The 16,796-nt window shown below is 74.3% G+C and carries 13 protein-coding genes and 2 tRNA genes; 10 read left to right on the top strand and 5 right to left on the bottom strand.

Annotated elements, in window-relative coordinates:
- The first annotated feature begins 274 nt into the window (after positions 1 to 274).
- Positions 275 to 967, top strand: a complete 693-nt coding sequence (locus IE177_RS15850; RefSeq protein ID WP_190015975.1) for a hypothetical protein — start codon at positions 275 to 277, stop codon at positions 965 to 967.
- A gap of 17 nt (positions 968 to 984) precedes the next feature.
- Here IE177_RS15850 and IE177_RS15845 read toward each other — a convergent pair whose 3' ends face one another.
- On the bottom strand, positions 985 to 1,881 hold the full coding sequence (locus IE177_RS15845; RefSeq protein ID WP_190015974.1) for a bifunctional DNA primase/polymerase: 897 nt from the start codon (positions 1,879 to 1,881) through the stop codon (positions 985 to 987).
- A gap of 347 nt (positions 1,882 to 2,228) precedes the next feature.
- On the opposite strand from IE177_RS15845, the gene IE177_RS15840 reads away from it, so the two are divergent.
- The 3 genes from IE177_RS15840 to IE177_RS15830 all read left to right on the top strand — a co-directional run bounded on the left by IE177_RS15840 (position 2,229) and on the right by IE177_RS15830 (position 5,365).
- Positions 2,229 to 2,453 (top strand): hypothetical protein, encoded by a 225-nt coding sequence (locus IE177_RS15840; protein WP_190015973.1) that lies wholly within the window; start codon positions 2,229 to 2,231, stop codon positions 2,451 to 2,453.
- A gap of 530 nt (positions 2,454 to 2,983) precedes the next feature.
- Positions 2,984 to 3,580: a SigE family RNA polymerase sigma factor gene (locus IE177_RS15835; protein ID WP_190015972.1), complete on the top strand. Its 597-nt coding sequence runs from the start codon at positions 2,984 to 2,986 to the stop codon at positions 3,578 to 3,580.
- A 129-nt stretch (positions 3,581 to 3,709) separates the two neighbouring features.
- Positions 3,710 to 5,365, top strand: coding sequence for a long-chain fatty acid--CoA ligase (locus IE177_RS15830; RefSeq protein ID WP_190015971.1), 1,656 nt, complete (start codon positions 3,710 to 3,712; stop codon positions 5,363 to 5,365).
- Positions 5,366 to 5,674: 309 nt separating this feature from the next.
- Here IE177_RS15830 and IE177_RS15825 read toward each other — a convergent pair whose 3' ends face one another.
- Entirely contained in the window at positions 5,675 to 6,934 is a 1,260-nt protein-coding gene (locus IE177_RS15825) for an MFS transporter (protein WP_190015970.1), read from the bottom strand.
- Between the two features lie 133 nt (positions 6,935 to 7,067).
- Between IE177_RS15825 and IE177_RS15820 the strand changes: the two genes are divergently transcribed.
- Positions 7,068 to 7,649, top strand: coding sequence for a TetR/AcrR family transcriptional regulator (locus IE177_RS15820; RefSeq protein ID WP_190015969.1), 582 nt, complete (start codon positions 7,068 to 7,070; stop codon positions 7,647 to 7,649).
- Between the two features lie 96 nt (positions 7,650 to 7,745).
- Here the strand turns inward: IE177_RS15820 and IE177_RS15815 are convergent, their stop codons facing one another.
- Both IE177_RS15815 and IE177_RS15810 read right to left on the bottom strand, forming a co-directional pair.
- Positions 7,746 to 12,458, bottom strand: a complete 4,713-nt coding sequence (locus IE177_RS15815; RefSeq protein ID WP_190015968.1) for a PAS domain-containing protein — start codon at positions 12,456 to 12,458, stop codon at positions 7,746 to 7,748.
- Positions 12,459 to 12,702: 244 nt separating this feature from the next.
- Entirely contained in the window at positions 12,703 to 13,182 is a 480-nt protein-coding gene (locus IE177_RS15810; protein ID WP_190015967.1) for an SSI family serine proteinase inhibitor, read from the bottom strand.
- 194 nt (positions 13,183 to 13,376) lie between these two features.
- Here IE177_RS15810 and IE177_RS15805 point away from each other — a divergent pair.
- A tRNA-Ser gene (locus IE177_RS15805) sits at positions 13,377 to 13,467 on the top strand.
- Positions 13,468 to 13,664: 197 nt separating this feature from the next.
- A tRNA-Arg gene (locus tag IE177_RS15800) sits at positions 13,665 to 13,737 on the top strand.
- A 642-nt stretch (positions 13,738 to 14,379) separates the two neighbouring features.
- On the opposite strand, the gene IE177_RS15790 is transcribed toward IE177_RS15800, so the two are convergent.
- Positions 14,380 to 14,871 carry a MarR family transcriptional regulator gene (locus tag IE177_RS15790; protein WP_190015966.1) on the bottom strand — a complete coding sequence of 164 codons (492 nt, stop codon included), beginning with the start codon at positions 14,869 to 14,871 and terminating at the stop codon, positions 14,380 to 14,382.
- Positions 14,872 to 14,952: 81 nt separating this feature from the next.
- Between IE177_RS15790 and IE177_RS15785 the strand changes: the two genes are divergently transcribed.
- The 3 genes from IE177_RS15785 to IE177_RS34810 all read left to right on the top strand — a co-directional run bounded on the left by IE177_RS15785 (position 14,953) and on the right by IE177_RS34810 (position 16,695).
- Positions 14,953 to 15,303, top strand: a complete 351-nt coding sequence (locus tag IE177_RS15785; protein WP_190015965.1) for an HGxxPAAW family protein — start codon at positions 14,953 to 14,955, stop codon at positions 15,301 to 15,303.
- Between the two features lie 78 nt (positions 15,304 to 15,381).
- Positions 15,382 to 16,254, top strand: coding sequence for a DUF2797 domain-containing protein (locus IE177_RS15780; protein WP_190015964.1), 873 nt, complete (start codon positions 15,382 to 15,384; stop codon positions 16,252 to 16,254).
- A gap of 84 nt (positions 16,255 to 16,338) precedes the next feature.
- Complete coding sequence (locus tag IE177_RS34810; RefSeq protein ID WP_229816060.1) at positions 16,339 to 16,695, top strand: antibiotic biosynthesis monooxygenase family protein; 357 nt, start codon at positions 16,339 to 16,341, stop codon at positions 16,693 to 16,695.
- The last annotated feature ends 101 nt before the right edge of the window (positions 16,696 to 16,796 follow it).

The following is a 16,796-nucleotide window of genomic DNA, read 5'->3' as shown; positions in this document are numbered from 1 at the left end:
TCCTCGGCCGTGCCCCACCACACCGGGAAGTGCGGGAGCGGACCGCGATGCGCTCGGTCGGAGGGGCGTCACCTCCGTGTTGGCGCAGCGGTCGTGGGGTTTCGTGAAGGTTCCCACGGCCCGGCTTCGCGTCACATGGTCCGTGCCCGGTGACGGCACTGTCCCGAGTGCGTGACACAGGTCCTCGCGGTGGTGCCGTCGCCCGCGGTCGGGGTTACGGTCCGGATCCGGGGGCGGCCGGTCGGGCCGCCCGCGATCAGGGGGGACGTACAGAATGAATGCCCATCGCCTCAGACCAGCCGCCGTCACGCTCGCTGCCGTCGCGCTGGCCGCCGTGCTCACCGGGTGCCAGGGGAAGGACTCGGCCGCCGGAGCCGACGGCGGGCCGAGCACCGCCGCCACGGCCGGCTCGGCCGCAACCGGGAAGACCGGCACCGGGAAGACCGGCGGCGGCAAGACCGGCAGCGGCAAGGGCGGCCCGAGCGAGGGCGCGGGCAAGGGCAAGTCCGGTGCCACGGCCGGCTCGGGAGGCGGCGCGGCCGCGACACCCGCCGCCAAGGTCACCGGAGGGGCCAAGAGCAAGGCACCGGCGGCCGGCTGCGCCACCACGGCGCCGGACCCGGACCACGTCGACCCCGACGAGTTCGCGCTCTACCGCGTAGAGGAACTCGACGGCAGCACCGGCAAGGTGAACCTCGTCATCCAGCACGGCGCCTGGGGCTGCCCCGGTGGGGACGGCGAGGGCGCGCCGTTCGTCGTCACCGGTGAGGACAGCCGCTGGGCCCTCGACCAGGCCGCGTACGTCACCGCCACCAACCCCGTCACCGACAGCAGCGAGAACCAGCGCATCGGCGTGAACGAGCTGATCGACTGGGTCAAGGCGCACCCCGACTCCGGCCTGGTGTTCAAGTACGAGACCGGCGCGGACGGTTCCATCGACCGGCTGGAGCAGGTGTACGCGCCGTAGTCTCCACTCCTCACCCGTCAGGGCCGGCGCCCCGTCATCCGCGCCGCCGAGGCGATCGTCGCCCGGGCCTCGTGTTCGGACAGGCCCGTGTGGCGGGCCGCCTCGGTCAGGGGGTCGGCCAGGGCGGGGCCGATGCCGTTCTCGTACGCCCGGCAGGCCGCCCAGAACAGGCGCGTGTTGCGCTGCCCCTCGTGGGCGCAGAGGACGAAGTGGACCAGGCCGCGGCCGTGGTCGCCGGGCGCGGACGGGGCCGGGCGGCCGGTGCGGGGCGGGGGCAGGAGCAGGCGGAGCAGGGACGGCGGGCAGGCGGCGGGTGGCAGGTGCGCGGTGCCGGGGGCGGCCGCGTAGACGCCGTGGCCGGTGCGGGAGCCGGGGCCCACGAGGTATCCGCCGGCGCCGCGGATGTCGATGCCGGGGGCGAGACGGCCGGCCGAGTTCGGTACGACGACGTCCGGTGGGCCGGACAGCCACAGGTGCCGGCCGCCGCTCGGGGTGAGGACGACCACCGTCTCCGGGATCGTGAACAGGTGGCGGAGGGCCAGCTCGCGAAGGGCGGCCGAGGAGTCCGTGCCGGACTTGGTGTCCAGGTCGACGCCGATCAGGTGGTACGGGGGCAGCCCGCAGGCGATGCCGTACCCGGTGGCCCAGGGCGCCGCGGCGAAGAGCCGGCGGATGCGGGCCGGGTCGGTGGAGGCGTCGTACACGCCGTGGCCGAAGCGGCCGCACTCGCCGTGGCAGTGCGGTCCTGCCGGGTCGGGGCGGCGTGGTCCTGCCGGGTCGGGGCCGGTGCGGTGCGGGGAGCGCAGGGCCGGGAGTTTCGTCCGCGACAACGGGATGACGGCCAGGCCGCGCTCGGCGGCTGACAGGGCGTGCGCGAGGGCCAGCGTCGTGGCCTGCCGGTCGATGGTGGCCATGGCTCCATGTTCGTACTCATGTTCGAAAAAGGGAAGGGTGGATGGCCGCGGCGCGCCCGGGCGGGAGCGGAATGGCCGAAAAGGTGCCGGAACGATTCGCTCCTTGCGCCGTCCGGGGGTGGCGACCCTTTGCGATCCTTCTGCTGGATCAGCTTCGGCGGCGAGGAGGGAGAAAAGCGGCGATAGGGGTTTATCGACTTGTCATCACGCTTGCGTGCGAATCACGGCTTAAGGGGTGGTTCAGCAGGAATGTGCTGGGCAACCCTGGGGGCGTGACGTCGTCCACGACAGTCGGGGCGGTCGGCCAACCGCCCCGACGCCTGCCGCAGTTCACTGGAGGAAACAGCATGGCAAGCATCCGCACCGCCCGCGTCCTCGCCGCCGTGGCCGCACTACCGCTCGCGGCCGCCCTCTTCAGCGGCGTCGCGGCCGCGGACAACGCCACACTGCAGGACGCGGTCGGCTCGGGCGCCTCGAACCGGAGCAATGCCGCGCAGGTGGACAGCTCCGCGTTCACGACCGTCCAGCAGGGCACCGAGAACGTGGCCGTCTACTTCACCCCGCTGTGGTGAGCGGCGGGCGGGGTCTTTCCTGAGAGGGATCTCGCGGGGGTGTGCTTCAGGGTCGCAACGCGTCCGCGCGGCGGTGCTCCGGTACCGCCGCGCAGGCGTGCCCGCCGGGAGCCCCGGCACCGAGGGCCGCCGGAGTACCGGCACCGGGGAGCCGGCGGTGAAAACGGGAACCGTACCCCCAGTCGGGCCCGATCCGCGGACTCGCGGGCCGGACCCGTGCCCGGTGCCCGGTGCGGATGCGAGAGTGGCGGGCGGGACCCGCACCCCGGCTCGGACCCGCACCCCGGGCTGGGCCGGATCTCCTCGCACGGCGGGATCTCCGTGCGGGGCCGGATCTCCGTGTGGGGCAGGATTACCGGGGTCGCGGGCCGGGACCCGTACCCGGAGTCAGGGTCGGACCCCCAGTCGGGTCGGACCCGCCGTCCACCTTCAGGAGGTGCAGCCAGCCCCACCCCTACAACCTGAGGGGGACACCGCTTCGGGACCTGCGGGCGATCCGCCGGACCGGGGCCCACTTCTAGCGTGGGGCCATGACCACACCCGTCTGCACCAGCGCCTCGGCGGCCGCCGCACCAGGGCGGCAGAGCCTCCCCCACCCCCGGCTCCGCACGAGCGGCGGCGGGACCCCGATCTACCCCTCGTTCGCCTCGTACGTGCGGGCCCGCCAGCCGATCCTGCTGCGCGCCGCGCGCTCGCTGACCGCCAACCCCAGCGACGCCGAGGACCTGCTGCAGACCGCGCTCGCCAAGACCTACGTGGCCTGGGAGCGGATCGAGGACCAGCGGGCGCTCGACGGTTACGTGCGCCGGGCGCTGGTCAACACCCGCACCTCGCAGTGGCGCAAACGGCGGGTCGACGAGTTCGTCTGCGAAGAGCTGCCCGAGCCGGAGCCCATGCCGGGCGCCGACGACCCCGCCGAACAGCAGGCGCTGCACGACGCCATGTGGCGCGCGATCACCAAGCTGCCGGCCCGGCAGCGGGCGATGGTCGTCCTGCGGTACTACGAGGACCTCAGCGAGGCCCAGACCGCCGAGGTGCTCGGGGTGTCCGTGGGCACGGTGAAGTCGGCGGTCTCCCGGGCGCTCGGCAAGCTCCGCGACGACCCCGAGCTGATGCTGGCCCGCTAGGCCGTGTCCGCACGGTCCAGCCGGTCCACGCCACGATTTCGCTTCCCCTAGTGACATACCGCGCGGTATGTGCGCACAATCAGCGCACCCTCTACCACCGCGTAAGGCAATGTCGCCCAGGAGGACGCCGTGCTGAGCACCATGCAGGACGTACCGCTGACCGTCACACGCATCCTCGAACACGGGGTGCGGGCGCACGGGCGGTCCGAGATCATCACCTGGACCGGCGAGGACGAGCCGCAGCGTCGCAGCTTCGCCGAGGCCGGCGCCCGCGCGGTGCGGCTGGCGAACGCCCTGCGGGACGAGCTCGGTGTCCGCGCGGACGACCGGGTCGCCACCCTGATGTGGAACAACGCCGAGCACGTGGAGGCGTACTTCGCGATCCCCGCCATGGGCGCGGTTCTGCACACGCTCAACCTGCGGCTGCCCGCCGAGCAGCTCGTGTGGATCGTCAACCACGCCGCCGACAAGGTCGTCATCGTCAACGGCTCGCTGGTCCCGCTGCTCGCACCGCTGCTGCCGAAGCTGCCGACGGTCGAGCACGTCGTCGTCTCCGGACCCGGTGACCGTTCCCCGCTGCACGGCACGCACGCCCGGATCCACGAGTACGAGGAGCTGATCGCCGGCCGGCCCACCACCTACGACTGGCCGGAGCTGGACGAACGCCAGGCCGCCGCCATGTGCTACACCTCCGGCACGACCGGTGACCCCAAGGGCGTGGTCTACAGCCACCGTTCGATCTACCTGCACTCCATGCAGGTCAACATGACCCAGTCGATGGGCCTGACCGACCAGGACACCTCGCTCGTGGTCGTCCCCCAGTTCCACGTCAATGCCTGGGGCCTGCCGCACGCCACGTTCATGACCGGCGTGAACATGCTGATGCCGGACCGTTTCCTGCAGCCGGCACCGCTCGCCGAGATGATCGAGCGGGAGAAGCCGACGCACGCGGCCGCCGTCCCCACCATCTGGCAGGGCCTGCTCGCCGAGCTGACCGCACGCCCCCGTGACGTCTCCTCCCTGACCCAGGTCACCATCGGCGGCTCGGCCTGTCCGCCCTCGCTCATGCAGGCCTTCGACGAACTCGGCATGCGGGTCTGCCACGCCTGGGGCATGACGGAGACCTCGCCGCTCGGCACGGTGGCCCGTCCGCCGGCCCACGCGGTCGGCACCGACGAGGAGTTGGCCTACCGCCTCACCCAGGGCCGCTTCCCGGCGAGCGTCGAGGCCCGGCTCACCGGTCCCGGCGGCGAACGCCTGCCCTGGGACGGGGAGTCGGCGGGCGAGCTGGAGGTGCGCGGCCCCTGGATCGCGGGCGCCTACTACAACGGCCCCGGCGCCGAACCACTGCGCCCCGCCGACAAGTTCAGCGAGGACGGCTGGCTGAAGACGGGTGACGTCGGCACCATCTCCTCCGACGGCTTCCTCACCCTCACCGACCGTGCCAAGGACGTCATCAAGTCGGGCGGCGAGTGGATCTCCTCGGTCGACCTGGAGAACGCGCTGATGTCCCACCCGGACGTCGCCGAGGCCGCGGTGGTCGCCGTGCCCGACGAGAAGTGGGGCGAGCGCCCGCTGGCCACGGTCGTCCTCAGGCAGGGTGCCACCGCCGACTTCGAGGCCCTGCGCCTCTTCCTCGTCGAGGAGGGCCGCATCGCCAGGTGGCAGCTGCCCGAGCGCTGGACGATCGTCGAGGCGGTGCCGAAGACCAGCGTCGGCAAGTTCGACAAGAAGGTGCTGCGCAGGCAGTACGCGGACGGTCAGCTGGACGTCACCCGCCTCTGACCCCGGGCGGTACGCCGGGCGGAGGGAACACCGCACCCGTTCGCGGGCGGGCAGCCGTCGGCCGCCCGCCGGACACGGTGCCGGGACGGGCGCCCGTCGTCCGGAGGCGCTGCGGTCTGCCGGAGCCGATGCCGTCCGCCGAGGCGGGTGAGGTCTGCCTAGGCCGATGCGGTCACTGCCGAGGCCGATGCCGTCTGCCGGGGCCGGTGCCCGCCGTCCTCCGGCGGTCGGCGGACATCCGGTCACCGACCAGGTGCCCGCCGGCCGCAGGGATCCCGGACGCCCGGCGGGCCGCCGGGCGTCGTCGCCTCATCGTCCGCCCGGCCGGCCCCCGCGGGACGCGGTCGTCAGCCGGCCCAGCAGCAGCCACACCGCCGCCACCGCGCACACCCCGGTCCAGCCCCAGTGGCCGAAGGCCGGGCCGGCGGCGGCCGAGGCGAGGGCGCCGCCCGCGAAGCCGGAGACGACGTAGGCGGTGTTGGCGGTGGCCGGGGTGGACGTCGTGGTCAGGGCCAGGGTCTGGTTGGCGACGTGGGAGGCGACCAGGGCGGCGTGGATCGCGATCGCGGCGGCGAACAGGGCCACCAGGGCGTGCCCGCCGAGCCAGAACAGCGGCACGGACACGGCCGCCACGACGTACGCGTTGCGCACGACCCGCGTGGCCCCGAAGCGGTCCACCAGCCCCCCGGCCAGCGGCGCCACCGCGCTGGAGGTCAGGCCGAACAGGCCGAACAGGCCGGCGGTCGCGGTCGAGAGGCCGTAGGAGGGGCCCGTCAGCAGGAGCGCCAGGGACGTCCACAGCGCGCTCCAGGCGCCGAACATCCCGGCCTGCCGCAGGCACGCCCGCCACAGGTCGGGCGAGCGGCGGACGAGCCCCGGCAGCTCGGCGATGCCGGAGAACAGCCCGCCCGGCCGCGGGCGCCGCTCCGCCGGCAGTGCCAGGGCGGTGGCCAGACCCAGGGCGAGGGTCAGCACGGCGGACCCGGCGAACACCCAGCGCCAGCCGAACGCCTGCCCGGCGAGACCTCCGACGACGCGCGCGGCGACGATGCCCGTGAACAGCCCCGCGATGACGGCGGCGACGTGCCGGGCGCGCCGGTCGGCGGGTGCCCGCTCGGCGACCAGGGGGACGAGCAACTGCGGTACGACGGTCGCCGCGGCGGCGACGAAGACGGCGGCCGCGAGGGCGGTGGTGCCGGGCGCGACGGCCGCGACGACCAGCGCCACCGCGGTGGCCGCGGAGAGACCGGCGACGAGCCGGCGCCGGTTGACGCGGTCGCCGAGCGGCGCGAAGAAGAGCAGCCCCGCCGCGTAGCCGAACTGGGCGACCGAGGCGATCCAGGTGACGGCGGAGGGCACCGTGCCGAAGTCGTGGGCGATGAGCGGGAGCAGCGGGGCCGCGAGGTAGATGTTGGCGGCCGTGACGGCGGTGCAGACGGCGATGAGCAGGAGGAAGAGTGAGCCGGAGGCGGGCCGCCCGGGGGAGGGGGCCCCGGTCTCGCGCGCTTGACGAGCTGTGGCTTGACGGGCTGTGGCCTGGCGGGCTGTGGCGGTGGTGGCTGACGGCATGAGCGGAGCTGCTCCTCGGAGTCGACTTCCACAACTAACTGGTTGGTTGGAACTCTCCAACAGCCTGCCCCGGCCTCGCATTCCCGTCAACCAAATAGTTGGTTACCTCTCCTCGCCGCCCTACCCTGTCCTCATGGCAGCAGTGAGGGACCCCGAGGCCACCAAGGCCCGCATCTTCGGCGCGGCGGTCGCCGAGTTCGCCCGGCACGGCATCGCGGGCGCCCGCATCGACCGCATCGCCGCCGAGGCCAAGGCGAACAAACAGCTGATCTACGCCTACTTCGGCAACAAGGCCGAGCTGTTCACCCAGGTTCTCGGCACGTGCATGGTCGACCTCGCGGCCGCCGTCCCCGTCGATCCCGACGACATCGAGGGCTGGATCGACCGCGTCCTCGACTACCACGCCACCCACCCCGAACTGCTGCGCCTGCTGTTCTGGGAGGGCATCGAGTACGGCACCGCGGAGCTGCCCGACGAGACCGCCCGCCAGGAGCACTACGCCGGCAAGGTCGCCGCCGTCGCCGACGGCCAGGCCCGCGGCGTGATCACCGACACCATCCCGGCGGGAGACCTGCTGTTCCTGCTGGTCGCGCTCGCCAACTGGACCTCGGTCGTGCCGCAGATGCGGCGCATCCTCACCGGGGCCGAGGACAGCGACCAGGACCGCCTGCGCGCCTCGATCAAGGAGGCGGCCCGCAGGCTGATCGCGCCCTGACGGAAGCCCCGACGGACGTCCTGACGGAGATGCCGACGGAGACCCCGACGGAGCGGTGCGCGCTGCCGCGCGGCGGCACGCACCCCCTGCCGCTGCCTAGTTGGTGCCGATCCGGGCCAGCAGGTCCACGATCCGCGACTGCACCTCGGTGCTGGTGGACCGCTCGGCGAGGAACAGCACCGTCTCGCCCGAGGCCAGCCGGGGCAGGTCGGCCTGGTCGACGGCGGCCGTGTAGACGACGAGCGGGGTCCGGTCGAGCTGCCCGTTCGCGCGCAGCCAGTCCACGATCCCGGCCTGCCTGCGGTGCACCTGCATCAGGTCCATCACCACGAGGTTCGGCCGGAACTGTCCCGCCAGCGTCACCGCGTCGTTCTCGCTCGCGGCCCGTGCCACCTGCATCCCGCGCCGCTCCAGCGTCGCGGTCAGTGCCAGCGCGATCTCCGCGTGCTCCTCGATGAGCAGCACCCGCGGCGGATGCTGCTCGCTGTCCCGGGGCGCCAGCGCCTTGAGCAGTACGGCGGGGTCGGCGCCGTACGCCGCCTCGCGCGTCGCCTGCCCGAGCCCGGCCGTGACCAGCACCGGCACCTCGGCGGCCACGGCGGCCTGGCGCAGCGACTGCAGCGCCGTACGAGTGATGGGTCCGGTCAGCGGGTCCACGAAGAGCGCGGCGGGGAAGGCCGCGATCTGGGCGTCGACCTCCTCCCGGGAGTGCACGATGACCGGCCGGTAGCCGCGGTCGCTCAGCGCCTGCTGGGTCGTCACGTCCGGCGCGGGCCACACCAGCAGCCGGCGCGGGTTGTCCAGCGGCTCCGGGGGCAGCTCGTCGTCCAACGGCTGCGGCCGCGGGGTGTCCGCCACCTCGACGGCACCGCCGGGCCCGTCCAGCGGTTCGGGCCCCTCGGCGGCGTCGGGTCCCGGAGCGCCTATGGCGTACGACCGTCCGGCACCCTCGGTGCCCGGGGCGAGGCGGGACTGACCGGGGAGTGACGGCTGCGCGGGCACCGGTTCGGCCGGCGGATGCGGTCGGGCGGCCTGCTCCTGCTGCTGGAACTCGGGGCGCGCGGCCGGGTCCGGGGGCGTGCCGAGCTTGCGACGGCGCCCGGAACCGCCCGGCGCGTGCGGGGGCGGGGTCGCCGTCGGCTGCTGCACCTGGGCGGCCTGACGTGCGAACGGCACACCTTGCCCGAGCGTCCGGACGCTGATCGCCCGTCCCTGGGTCGAGTGGGGATCGACCGCGGCGCCAGCGGCTCCTGCTGCTCCTGCTGCTCCGGCCGCTCCTGCGGCCTCGGCGGGCAGCGGCTGCGCGGCCCGCTGGGACCGCGCACCGGTGTGATCCACGGGAAGCGGGGTGCCGGCGGCCGGGGTGCCCGGGTTCGCCTGCGGTACGGGCATGCCCGCGCCGGAGGTGTCGTCGGCGCCGGGCCACTGCTGCGGGACGGTTGCCGCGGGCACGGCCGGTACCTGACCGGTGGCCGACTCCGCCGGCAGCGGCTGGGCGGCCGGGGGCGCCACCGGAGTGCCGGCGGGCGGGGTGCCGGGCTGCGCGGGGGGTGCCGCGGTCACGGGCCGGCCGGCGGTGCCCTGGGCGGGCACCACGGGGTGGGGCCCGCCCACCTGCTGGCCGGGTACGGCGGCGCCGGGGGCGGTGCCGGGCTGCGGGCCGGGCCCCGCCTGCGCGGCCACCGGGGCCTGACCGGGCACCTGGACAGGGGGGGCCTGACCGGGCACCTGGACCGGGGCTCCCGCGGGGCCGGCCTGGACGGGGATGGACTGTCCGGCCGTACCCTGCGCCGGAATGCCGGGCACCGCGTCCTGCCGAGCGGGAGCCGGCGGCATCGCCGCGCCGGGCGCGGGTACCGGCGCCGCCGGTACGGCCGGTCCGCCGGGCGCCGCCTCCCCGGCGGCGGTCCCCGGCGCCACCGCCTGGGCGGCCTCGCCCGGCCGGGCCACGGCCCGGCGGCGCCGACCGGTGGGAGCACTGGTGGGGTGCGGCTGCGGCGGAGTGTGGTCCGCGGCCTGGTCGAGCGGAACGGCGTCGTGCCGGCCGTCGGCGCCGGGCACGTTCTCGGCGCTCACCGGCGACTGGACGGGCACCTGCACCTGCCCGGGCAGGACACCGGCCTCGGGGCCGGGAACGGAACCGGGAACGGCGGCGCCCGGACCGCCGGGTACACCGGCGCCCACGGGCGAGGCGGCGTCGGCGCCGGGGACGCCTGGGACGCCGGGGGCGCCGGGCATGACGGCGCCCGGACCGACCGGAACGCCGGTGCCGGGAACCGCCGCCGCGTCGGGGCCGACCGGCGCGCCCGCGCCCGGAGCCACAGGCGTACCGGCGCCCGCGGGAGCGACCGGCACACCAGGTGCCCCGGTCCCGCCGATCGCGGTCGCGGAGGCCTCCGCGGACGCGGGCCCGGACTCGGGTGAGCGGTCGGCCTCGGCCGGGGGGAGGGCGAAGACGGTGCGGGCGCCGCCCGCCTCCTGGCCCGCGGCACGCTCCGCCGCGGCGGCCAGCGCACGCCGGCGCCGTCCGGTCGGCTGCGCGCCCTCGGCCGGGACGGCCTGGCCACCGGGAACCGGCTCGGCGCCCGGGACGGCCACCGCACCCGGCGCCGGCCCCGCGCCGGCCACGGGCAGGGCGGGCGGCAGCGCGGCCTGCGGCTCGCCGGAGTCACGGCGGGCGCGGCGGCCACCGGGCCCGGGCACGCCCTGCGGCGGCACGGCGCCGCCGAGTGCCGTGTTGGAGGCGGCCGCTCCCGCGGCATGCTCGGCCGCGGTCACCACGGCGCCCTCGGCCACACCCTCGTCGTCACCGGCATCCGCGCCGGCACCGTCGGCGCCGCTCTCGGCGGGCCGCCCCCGGCGCCGTCCGGTCCCGCCGGACGCGGTCTCGGGGATCTCGGCCGCGACCGCGGCGGCCTCCTCGGCGGGCATGCCGGCACGCCGACGGCGCCGGCCGGTCGGCGTGCCGGCCTCCGCCTCGCCGGGGGCCTCGCCCGCACCGGCAACGTCACTCTCCAGGAAGGCGTCCGTGGAGGCCCGCCGGGCCCGCCGCCGTCCGCCGGTGACCACGGCACCCTGTTCGCCCGCACCCGCTCCCTCGGCCGCCACTTCGACGGCGGCCGGGAGCTGCGGCGCGGAGACCGCCCCGGCGCCACCGCCGAGCGGCACCTCCAGGACGTAGGCGCTGCCGCTCATGCCCGGCACCTCGTGCGTCTGCAGCACCCCGCCGTGGGCGCGCACGATGCCGCGCACGATCGGCTCGTGCACCGGATCCCCGCCGGAGTACGGTCCGCGCACCTCGATCCGCGCGACCTCACCGCGCTGCGCGGCGGCGACCACGACGGTGTTGTCCAGGTAACCGCCCGTGGAGACGGGGGTGTTGCCGGTCGCGTCGACACCCGCCACGTCCGCCACCAGATGCGCCAGCGCGGTGGCGAGCCGCTGCGGATCGACCTCGGCCTCGATCGGCGGCGCGTGCACGGCGAACTGCACCCGTCCCGGCCCGATCAGCTCGACGGCCCCGTCCACACCGGCGGCGACGACGGCGTCCAGCATCACCTTCGTACGGGCGATGTCCTCACCGCCCGAGTCCAGCCGCTGGTAGCCGAGGACGTTGTCGATGAGGGTGGTGATCCGCGCGTACCCGGCGGACAGGTGGTGCAGCACCTGGTTGGCCTCGGGCCACAGCTGTCCCGCGTCGTCCGCGGCGAGGGCGGCCAGCTCGCGCCGCAGCTCGTCCAGCGGGCCGCGCAGCGACTCCCCGAGCAGCGTGAGCAGCTGCTCGTGCCGTCCGGCGAGGGCCTCGTACCGGTCCTTCTCCCGCTCGGCGAGCGCGGCGTACCGCTCGTCGCCGGCCGCCAGTTCCTCCGCGTGCTGCTCGCGCAGCTCCTCGACCTCGGTGACGTGCTCCTGGCGCAGGGCGGTCAGATCGGAGGCGTGCTCCTCGGAGAGCCGCTCCAGCTCGTCGGCGTGCGCCTTCTCCAGCGCGGCCTTCTCCTCGGCGAGGGTGTCGTAGGGCCGCCGGTCGGTGAAGGTCATGACGGCGCCGACGAGCTGATCGCCGTCGCGCACCGGAGCGGTGGTCAGGTCGACCGAGACCTTCGCGTCGCCCTTGGACCACAGCACCTGCCCGCGCACCCGGTGCTTGCGTCCGGAGCGCAGGGTGTCGGCGAGGGGCGACTCGTCGTAGGGGAAGGGGGAGCCGTCGGCGCGGGAGTGCAGGACGAGGGTGTGCAGCTCCTTGCCGCCCAGCTCGCCCGCCCGGTACCCGAGGATCTGGGCGGCGGCCGGATTGACGAGCACGATCCGCCCGTCGGTGTCGGTGCCCACGACACCCTCCGACGCGGCCCGCAGGATCATCTCCGTCTGCCGCTGCGACCGGGCCAGCTCGGCCTCGGTGTCGACGGTTCCGGACAGGTCCCGCACCACGAGCATCAGCAGCTCGTCGCCGGTGTAGCCGTAACCGTCGTACGCCTGCTGCCCGTTCTCCAGGTTCGCGCTCGTGACCTCGACCGGGAACTCGGTCCCGTCGGTCCGCCGCGCGATCATCCGCGTCGGCTTGGTCCGCCCGCGCGGGTCCATGTGATCGGGTCGCCGCATGGATCCGGGGATGAGCCTGGAGTCGAACTGCGGCAGCAGATCGAGCAGCCCGCGCCCGACGAGCGCGGTCCCCGGCGCCTCGAAGGCCTCCAACGCGATGGTGTTGGCGTTGACGACGGTGCCGTTGGCGTTGACCAGGACCAACGCGTCCGGCAGCGCGTCGAGTATGGCAGCGAGGCGAGCAGCGCCTCGGGATGGCCTGCTGCTCACGAAACGCTTCCTCCCTGTTACCGCACCTTGCCGACCGCTCGGGCCATCTTGCCAACCGGCCCGCGACGTGTCACGCGAGGGAGTCTAAGGGCACGGGTTGCGTTCGCGACGCCGGATGAGAGGGAGGTCCCACGGGGAAGTGACAACGAACGCGTGAGCGCACCCCTTGGCTCCGCGAGACCTTCGCGGGACCTTTACGTCACGGTTGGTTCCACCGGGGACCCCTCCGCCCGGGCCGGCGCGCTCAGGTGGCCGGCGGACCCAGCCGGGGCAGCAGGGGCACCATCCGGTCCCACCGTCCGATCTCGCAGCCGTCGCCGCGGTCGTACGTGGCGTCGACCCTGCGCCCGGCCCAGCTGCCGGTGACGCGGGCGGTGGCCGGACCGCCGTACAGCTGGGTGCAGACGCTGTCGGGGTCCACCGGGGCGAAGGGGTCCCGGCCCCACCGGGCGTGCGAGTCGAGCGCCCGGCAGGCCCCGGCCACGTCCGGGTGCCCTCCGCCGTCCGGGTGGCAGAACACCTCGTACGTCCCGTCCCGTCCGGTCCCGGCGTGCCGGACGACGACGGTGAGGTGATCGCCGGCGGGCTGGTCCTCGGGCCGGACGGGCGGCGGCATGGCACCGGCCGCCGCGGCGGGCACGGCGGTGAGCGGGACGAGGCAGGCGACGGCGGCGAGCGACGACACGAGGACGCGCCGCCCGGCGATCGACAGAGCGGAGATCATGCCCTGTCCAACGCCCGAACGCGCCGCACGTTGCGCGCCACCTCCGCGCCCCGCCGCCGTTTCGCCGCGCCGGGCGAAGCCCTTTGCCCTGCGACCCGACTGCCTAGTACCGTGGGGGGCGATTGGTGACACCGCACCCGACTGTGTCATCATCTGCAACGCACCGATCGCGCGCTCGCGTGAGCGGTTGTGCTGGAGGCGTCGCCTAGTCCGGTCTATGGCGCCGCACTGCTAATGCGGTTTGGGTCTTAAAGCCCATCGAGGGTTCAAATCCCTCCGCCTCCGCACCGATCCCGAAGCCCCGGTCCCCAGGACCGGGGCTTCGGCGTTCCCGGCCCGCAACCCTGCTCTGGACGTTTCCGCAGGTCACAAGGGGTGCACGGATCGGATTTCACATGACGGCGGCAGTCATGTAATGTTCTTCCTGTCGCCGCGAGCGGGCCGAAAGGACCGGGAGCGAAGACAAAGAAACAAAAGAACAAGCACTCGTAGCTTAACGGATAGAGCATCTGACTACGGATCAGAAGGTTGCAGGTTCGAATCCTGCCGAGTGCACATAGATCAGAGGCCCCGCCGGTTCGACCGGCGGGGCCTCTGACATCAGCGGGTGACATCAACGCACACGTTGGCCGACCGGACGACGTGACGAAGGCATCCGCCTACGAGATCTCCTCTGGATCCTCGCCCAGCGCGTCGTGCATCCGATCCGCAGCCGCCCGCAGCGTCGTACCCATCATGTGCGCGTACGTGTCGAGCGTCATCGTGATCGTGCTGTGCCCGAGCGTCTCCACACGTATGTCGGGGAGATCAACATCCGCCCACGTGAGGGCGAGGCCTCACCGCCGCAGGCCGTGGACATGGGCGGAAGCCCACAGGCGTATAGGCGGCGGGAGCGGGCGGTCTTGAGCACGAGGCAAGCCTCTGCGGCATCCAGCAAGCCTGCCGAGTGCACACAGTCGAGAGGCCCCGGAGGGATCCCGGGCCTCTCGCGTTGCTGGGTACGGTGCGCCCGAGGTGTGCTCACCGTCGTCGGTCCGTGCCCGTCGCACGACAGGCCACAGACGACGGGTGACGGGTGTCGTGCTGATCAAGCTCGGCGTCGAGGCGCCGCGGTGCAGCCCTGGGGTCCGCCCGGGACGGGGCGGGGCGCGGCAGGGCGACAGGCCGTCAGGCGGCCGCCGCCGTGCGGGTTTCGGCTCAGCACTCCTCCTGCGGATCGTTCCGGTTCAGCTTCTCCAGGTACTCGTGGGCCAGGGCCGTGGCGCGGGTGAACCAGTCGGTGATGATCGCCAGTTCGCCCGCGGAGTAGTCGGAGAACAGGGCCGTCAGCCGCTCGTAGTGGCCCGCGTACACCGCCTCGACGCGCGTGACGGCGGCCGGTACGGCGGCCACGCGGACGCGGCGGCGGTCGCTGGGGTCGGGGCGGCGGGTGACGTAACCGGCCCGCTCCAGACGGTTGAGGATGCCGGTCACCGCGCCCGTGGTGACGTGGGCGCGGGCCGCGAGGTCGCCGGCCGTGAGCAGGTCCTCACCGGCCTCCAGCACGAAGGCGAAGCAGGTCAGGTCGGTGACGGTCAGGCCCAGCCGCCGGGCCAGCTCCTGCTGGCCGATCAGGTGGGCGGCGATGAGGTGGTCCATCGCCGACAGCGCCTGGGCCGGCGAGACGGGCGGTCGCGGCGTGCCGTGCATCTGTCGTATTCCCTTAGCTCGTGAGATATTAGGCTGTGAACTTCTTAGTCCGTGAGGGAATGGCTTCCCTGGGGGGGCTCCATGAGTCTGTACGACGAGGGTCACACGATCGCCGGCTGGACCGGCTTCGGCATCGCCACCGTCGGATGCGGTGTGGTGGGGCTGGGGGTGTGCACGGCCTCGCTGCCGGTGGTGTGGGCCGGGCTCGCCGTCGTGGCGGTGAGCGTTCTGGTGACGTGGGCACTGCACCTGTCCGGCTGGGGCAAGCCGCCGGGGGTACGGCCGCGGGACCAGTGGGGGATGCGCGTGCGTGACGCCCGGGCGCGCTCCGGGCATCCCGGGTGCGTGAGCTGCCGGCTGGCGGGGCGGGGACGGCGGGTGAGCACGGCCCCGGTGGCGGCCGTTCCCGCCAGGGGGGCCGCTGACGCATAGCTGACGCCGGCGCATGGGCGAACGGCCGTCCCGGGCGCCCGGTCCCGTTGTCGGACCCACCCCCTACCCTCACGAGTGATGGCACAGGTGTGGAAGTGCTCGGGGTTGCGCTGGTCGCCGGACGGACCCGTGCTGGTGTGGGACGGCGGGCGGCGCAGTGCGCTGCCCCGGGGGAAGCGGGTCGCCTTCGCCGTGCCGGAGGGGGCCGGGCGGACGTGCGTGGGGGCCAGGGGGCATGCCTGCCCCGTGTCGGCCACGGTGCCCGGGCGCGGTACGGGGGGCCGGTGCGAGGAGTGCGCGCGGCTCGACCGGGCGCACTCCGTGGCCGCCGACACGATCGCCGACGACCCCCGGCCCTACCGCGTCTACCTGGCCTGGTTCGGTCCCGGCATGGTCAAGGTCGGCATCACCGCCGCCGAGCGCGGCCCGGCCCGGCTGCTCGAACAGGGCGCCGTCTGCTTCAGCTGGCTCGGCACCGGTCCGCTGATGGCCGCGCGGCGCACCGAGGAACTGCTGCGGGCCGCGCTGCGGGTGCCGGACCGGATCCCGTACGCCGGGAAGCGGGCGGTGCGTTCGCTGCTGCCGGGGACGGCGGCGGAGCGCGCCGCCGAGGTGCGGGAGCTGCACGCGCGGGCCGCAGCGCTCACCGGGTGGCCGGAGTCGCTGCGCCCGGAGCCCTGCCGGGTCCATGACCACGTGGGGGTGTTCGGGCTGGCGGGGGCCGCGGACGCGGTCGGGGAGATCGTGGAGCTGGTGCCCGGCGGCGGCGTGAGCGGTGAGCTGGTCGCGGCCGCCGGGCCCGATCTGCATCTGGCCGTCGGCGGACGCGGGGTGGTCGTGCTCGACACCCGGCTGATGACCGGCTGGGGGTTGCTGCCCACCGACTCGGGGGACAGCGGGTGCACTCATCCCGTCAGGGAGTTCAGGAGGGAGCAGGAGGGGCTCTTCTGAGGGAGGGCAAAGACTTGGATCCCGTACGGATCCCTTTCGGCAATCGCCGTGGACGCGGACGGCCCCGCGGCCGACCGTGGTCGCATGAGCCCTCACGCAACAGAGCCGGACGTGACCGGCGCCGTCCCCCAGCCGCCCTACTACGCGGTCGTGTTCACCGCGCACCGCACCGACGAGGACCCGGACGGGTACCGCGCCGCCGCGGACCGGCTCTCCCGCCTCGTGCGGGACGTGCCCGGCTTCCTCGGCGAGGACTCCGCCCACACTCCCGGCGGCCTCGCCATCTCCGTCGCCTACTTCCGGGACCTCGACGGCATCGAACGCTGGCGGCAGCACCCCGAGCACCTCGCGGCCAAGCGGCACGGGCGCGAACACTGGTACGAGCGGTACGCGATCCACATCGCGAAGGTCGAGCACAGCCACGCCTTCCACCGCTCCTGACGCGCTTCCCAGGGGTTCCCTGAGAGGCACCTGTGGGTTTCTCAGGGAAATCACAGATTCTGGAAAGCGTCTTCTCAGAGGGCCCCGACAAGGTGTCCGCC

Source organism: Streptomyces lucensis JCM 4490 (assembly GCF_014650035.1).
GTDB classification, from domain to species: domain Bacteria; phylum Actinomycetota; class Actinomycetes; order Streptomycetales; family Streptomycetaceae; genus Streptomyces; species Streptomyces lucensis.
Note: the sequence above shows the minus strand (reverse complement) of the source record. Positions and strands in the feature narration are given on the sequence as shown.